Origin of the sequence: Streptomyces sp. KLMMK, assembly GCF_036961605.1 — a bacterium.
GTDB classification, from domain to species: domain Bacteria; phylum Actinomycetota; class Actinomycetes; order Streptomycetales; family Streptomycetaceae; genus Streptomyces; species Streptomyces telluris.
Genome location: NZ_JBAMDC010000512.1, coordinates 1 through 3,991, shown reverse-complemented (window position 1 = coordinate 3,991; position 3,991 = coordinate 1). Strand labels below are relative to the sequence as shown.

Genomic DNA, 3,991 nt, shown 5'->3' with positions numbered 1-3,991 from the left:
CCTTCCCGGCCGTACGTCCAGCAGGTTGACGAGGTGGGCGGAGCCGGCGATCAGCACCGCGGCAAGCGCCTTGTCGAGCGGCCGCTCCTTGACGGCCGCCGCCCCGAACCCGAAGAGCTTCACGGCGCCACTGGTGACCTCACCGCGCCGCAGGGCGCCCAAGTGCGCCCGGAACCCCGCCGGGGATCCCCGGCCCCCGCGAAGTCGTCGTAGGCCCCACAGGCCCGGCCGTGAGCACGGCCGGCGCCCCGCCGGTGAAGAATCCGGCCCCGGCATTCACTTCCCGCCGCAACGGCGACCAGCCACGACACCGCAGCCCGGGCGATGCCGGAGCCCAGCCCACTCAGTACGGTCGGACGACGACGCACCACGCGGCCCGGCTCGGCACCGCCGGACCACACCATGGGGAGTTGCCCGCCGCGGCGGCGGAAGCAGCGGGCCGGCACCCCGTGGGCGAAGGATCAACTTCGGCATGCGTATCCCGCCGCAACGGCGATCAGCCACGATGAGGCGACCCGGCGGTGCCGGACCGGCCTCTCGCCGTGGCAGGCAGACGCTCCGGCGACGGGCACCCGGGCCGGGCCCCGCTCACCCCGTGCGGTCAGGCCCGCCGCACTGCCGCCCCGGCGAACCAGGCGAACCGCACAGCGTCACGCGCCCCCGCCGGAGGCGCCCCGCGCTGCCGCGAGGAGTTCTTCCGCGTGGGCGCGGGCCAGTTCCGAGTCCTCCTGGCCGGCCAGCATGCGGGAGAGTTCGCGGATGCGGTCCTCGCCCTCCATCGCCTGGACGCCGCTGCGCGTCACCGACCCCTCGTGGGTCTTCTCCACCACCAGGTGCCGGTCGGCGAAGGCCGCCACCTGCGGGAGGTGGGTGACCACCACGACCTGGGCCGTCCGCGCGAGGCGCGCGAGGCGGCGGCCCACTTCGACGGCCGCCTTGCCGCCGACGCCCGCGTCGACCTCGTCGAAGAGGTACGTGGGCACGGGGGCGGAGCCCGCGAAGACGACCTCCACGGCGAGCATGACGCGCGAGAGCTCACCGCCGGACGCGCCCTTGGCGATGGGCCGGGGCAGCGCGCCGGGGTGGGGCGCGAGGAGCAGTTCGACCTCGTCGGCGCCGTGCGGGCCGTAGGCGACGGCGCGGCCGCCGACCTCGATGCCGCTCTCCGCCTCCGCGTCCGCGACCTCGGTCTGGCGGATCGAGAAGCTGACGCGGGCGTGCGGCATGGCCAGTTCCGCGAGTTCGGCGGTGACCGCGTCGGCGAAGCGCTGTGCGGCCTCGGCCCGGGCGTCGCTGAGCGCCTGGGCGAGCCCGCCCAGCTCCGCGCGCAGCGCGTCCCGTTCGGCGGTGAGCTCGTCGATGCGCTCGTCGTCGCCGTCGAGCTCGCCGAGCCGTTCCGCGCCGCGCTCGGCCCAGGCGAGGACTTCGGCGATGTCCTGGCCGTACTTGCGCGTCAGCTGGGTGAGGGCGGCGCGCCGCTCCTCGACGGCGGCCAGCCGCCGCGGGTCGGCGTCCAGGTCGGAGGCGTACCCGGCCAGTTCCCCGGCCACGTCGGACAGCAGGATGCCGATCTCGCCGATGCGGTCGGCGAGGGCGGCGAGGGCGGGGTCGTGCGACCGCACGGCCTCCACGGCCCGGTGCGCGCCGGCGACGAGCGTGGCGGCGTCGATGCCCTCGGGGTCCTCGGGGTTCCCGGCGAGCGCGGCGTGCGCGGCGGTGGCGGCGGAGGCGAGGGCCTCGGCGTGCCCGAGCCGCTCGGCTTCGGCGGCGAGCTCGGCATCCTCTCCCGGCAGCGGTGCGACGGCGGCGACCTCGTCCAGCCCGAACCGCAGGAGGTCGGCCTCCTGGGCGCGCTCGCGGGCCCGCGTCGTCAGCTCGGTGAGCTCGGCGGCGACGGCGCGCAGCCGGCGGTAGGCGTCGGCGTACTTGGCGAGCGGCGCGGCCACCGCGTCGCCCGCGTAGCGGTCGAGGGCCTGGCGCTGCCGCGCGGGCCGCAGGAGCCCTTGCTGGTCGGTCTGCCCGTGGACGGCCACGAGGTCGTCCGCGAGCTCGCCCAGGAGCCCGACGGGCACGCTGCGCCCGCCCAGGTGCGCCCGGGAGCGTCCCTCGGCGGAGAGGGTGCGGCTGATGAGCAGGGTGCCGTCGTCGAGCTCGGCGCCCGCCTCCTCCGCCCGCAGGGCCACGGGCGAGCCGGGGTCGACGGCGAGCCGCCCCTCGACGACCGCGGACCGGGCCCCCATGCGCACCAGGGCGGGGTCGGCGCGCCCGCCGAGCAGCAGACCGAGGCTCGTGACGACCATGGTCTTGCCCGCGCCGGTCTCGCCGGTCACCGCGGTGAAACCGCGTGACAGCTCGACGACCGCGTCATCAATGACGCCCAGGGACCGGATCCGCATCTCCTCCAACACGGATACGACCATACGAGGTTCCGGGGGCCCCTCGCGACGGCCACCCCCACCGACCCCCCTGGGGGAATCCCCACCACCGTTCCGGGTGATCGCTCCATGGCCGCCCCGGCCCGGTTCCGGGCACGATCGGGCCATGACCGCACGTTCCCGCACGGCCGCCCTGTTCCTGGCCTCCGCCGTCGTCCTGACCACCGCAGCCTCCACCGGCAGCGCGCTCGCCGCGCCCGCCCGGGCCCCCTTGGACGGGGCGTGGCGCATGGACGGCTACGGCACGGTCGTCTCCGTCGAGGACGGGGGCCGCAGGCTGCGGACGTACGACACCACGGCCGTCAGCTGCCTGCCGGGCTTCCGCGACGCCACCCGTACGACCGCCCCGGACACCTTCCAGCAGGACGGGGACGCGCCGATCACGGTGACGGCGCAGGGCCGCGACCGGGCGGTGCTGTCCTTCGGTGACAACGTCGGGCACCGTACGCTGCGCCGCCTGCCCGCCCTGCCGGCCGAGTGCAGGGACACTTCCGCAAAGGCCGACAATCTCCGCGTCTTCGACGTCTTCTGGCAGACCTACGCCGAGAACTATCCCTTCTTCGCCCAGAAGGGGATCGACTGGAAGGACGTCCGCGAGAAGTTCCGCCCGCGGGCCGCCGCCGCTGCCGACGACAAGGCCCTCTTCGAGGTCCTGAAGGGCATGATCGAGCCGCTGCACGACGGCCACACGGGCATCGTCGCCGACCCCGGGAAGCCGGAGGGGCGCTTCGGCGGCCACCGCGAGGACACCACGATCCCCGGCCGTGACGGCGTGCTCCGGATGGACCGGGCCGTCAAGGAGAGCGTGGGCGTGCCCGAGGCCCGGTGGCGCACCTGGGGCGGCGGCCGCATCTCGTACGCCGAACTGCCCGACCGCACGGGCTACCTGCGCATCACCGGATTCCAGGGCTACACCGAGGACGGCGGCTACGCCGGGGACAGCGCGGCCATCGACCGCGCCCTGGACGAGGTCTTCACGTCCGCCCGCACCCGCGGCCCGGGCGCCCTGCGCGGCCTGGTGCTCGACCTGCGATTCAACGGCGGCGGCTCCGACCGGCTCGCCCTGCGCGTGGCGGAGCGGCTGACGGACCGCCCCTACCTCGCGTACCTCAAGCACGCCCGCAACGACCCGAGCGACCCGCGCAGGTTCACGCCCGAGCAGCCCGTCACGGTCACCCCGCACCGCGGGCCCGTCTACACCGGCCCCGTGGCCGTGCTCACGGGCCGGCTCACCATCAGCGCGGGCGAGACGCTCACACAGGCCCTCATGGGCCGCACGCAGCCCACGCAGCGGATCGGCGAGAACACCCAGGGGTCCTTCTCCGACACCCTGGAACGGCGACTGCCGAACGGCTGGCGGTTCATGCTGCCGAACGAGGAGTTCCTGAGCGCACGGGATCACCGGACGACCTATGACATCACGGGCATTTCCCCGGATGTCGCCACGCCCGTCTTCACGGAGGAGGAGTTCCGCGCCCACCGCGACTCGGCCCTCGCCGAGGCACGGAGGTTCGTGGCCCGCTCCCACCGCTGAGGCCCGCCCCGCGGGGCCGGTC

Annotated in this window: 2 protein-coding genes; one reads left to right on the top strand and one right to left on the bottom strand. The window is 75.3% G+C overall.

The window, feature by feature from the left end; genetic code table 11:
- Positions 1 to 650: 650 nt before the first annotated feature.
- Positions 651 to 2,420: a DNA repair protein RecN gene (gene recN / locus V7793_RS34615; protein ID WP_336013665.1), complete on the bottom strand. Its 1,770-nt coding sequence runs from the start codon at positions 2,418 to 2,420 to the stop codon at positions 651 to 653.
- Between the two features lie 121 nt (positions 2,421 to 2,541).
- Here recN and V7793_RS34610 point away from each other — a divergent pair, with 121 nt between their 5' ends.
- Positions 2,542 to 3,969: a S41 family peptidase gene (locus V7793_RS34610; protein WP_336013664.1), complete on the top strand. Its 1,428-nt coding sequence runs from the start codon at positions 2,542 to 2,544 to the stop codon at positions 3,967 to 3,969.
- Positions 3,970 to 3,991: the final 22 nt, after the last annotated feature.

Coding starts and splice junctions, on each gene's coding strand:
- recN (WP_336013665.1), bottom strand. CDS start 2,420: ATGGTCGTATCCGTGTTGGAGGAGATGCGGATCCGGTCCCTGGGCGTC.
- V7793_RS34610 (WP_336013664.1), top strand. CDS start 2,542: ATGACCGCACGTTCCCGCACGGCCGCCCTGTTCCTGGCCTCCGCCGTC.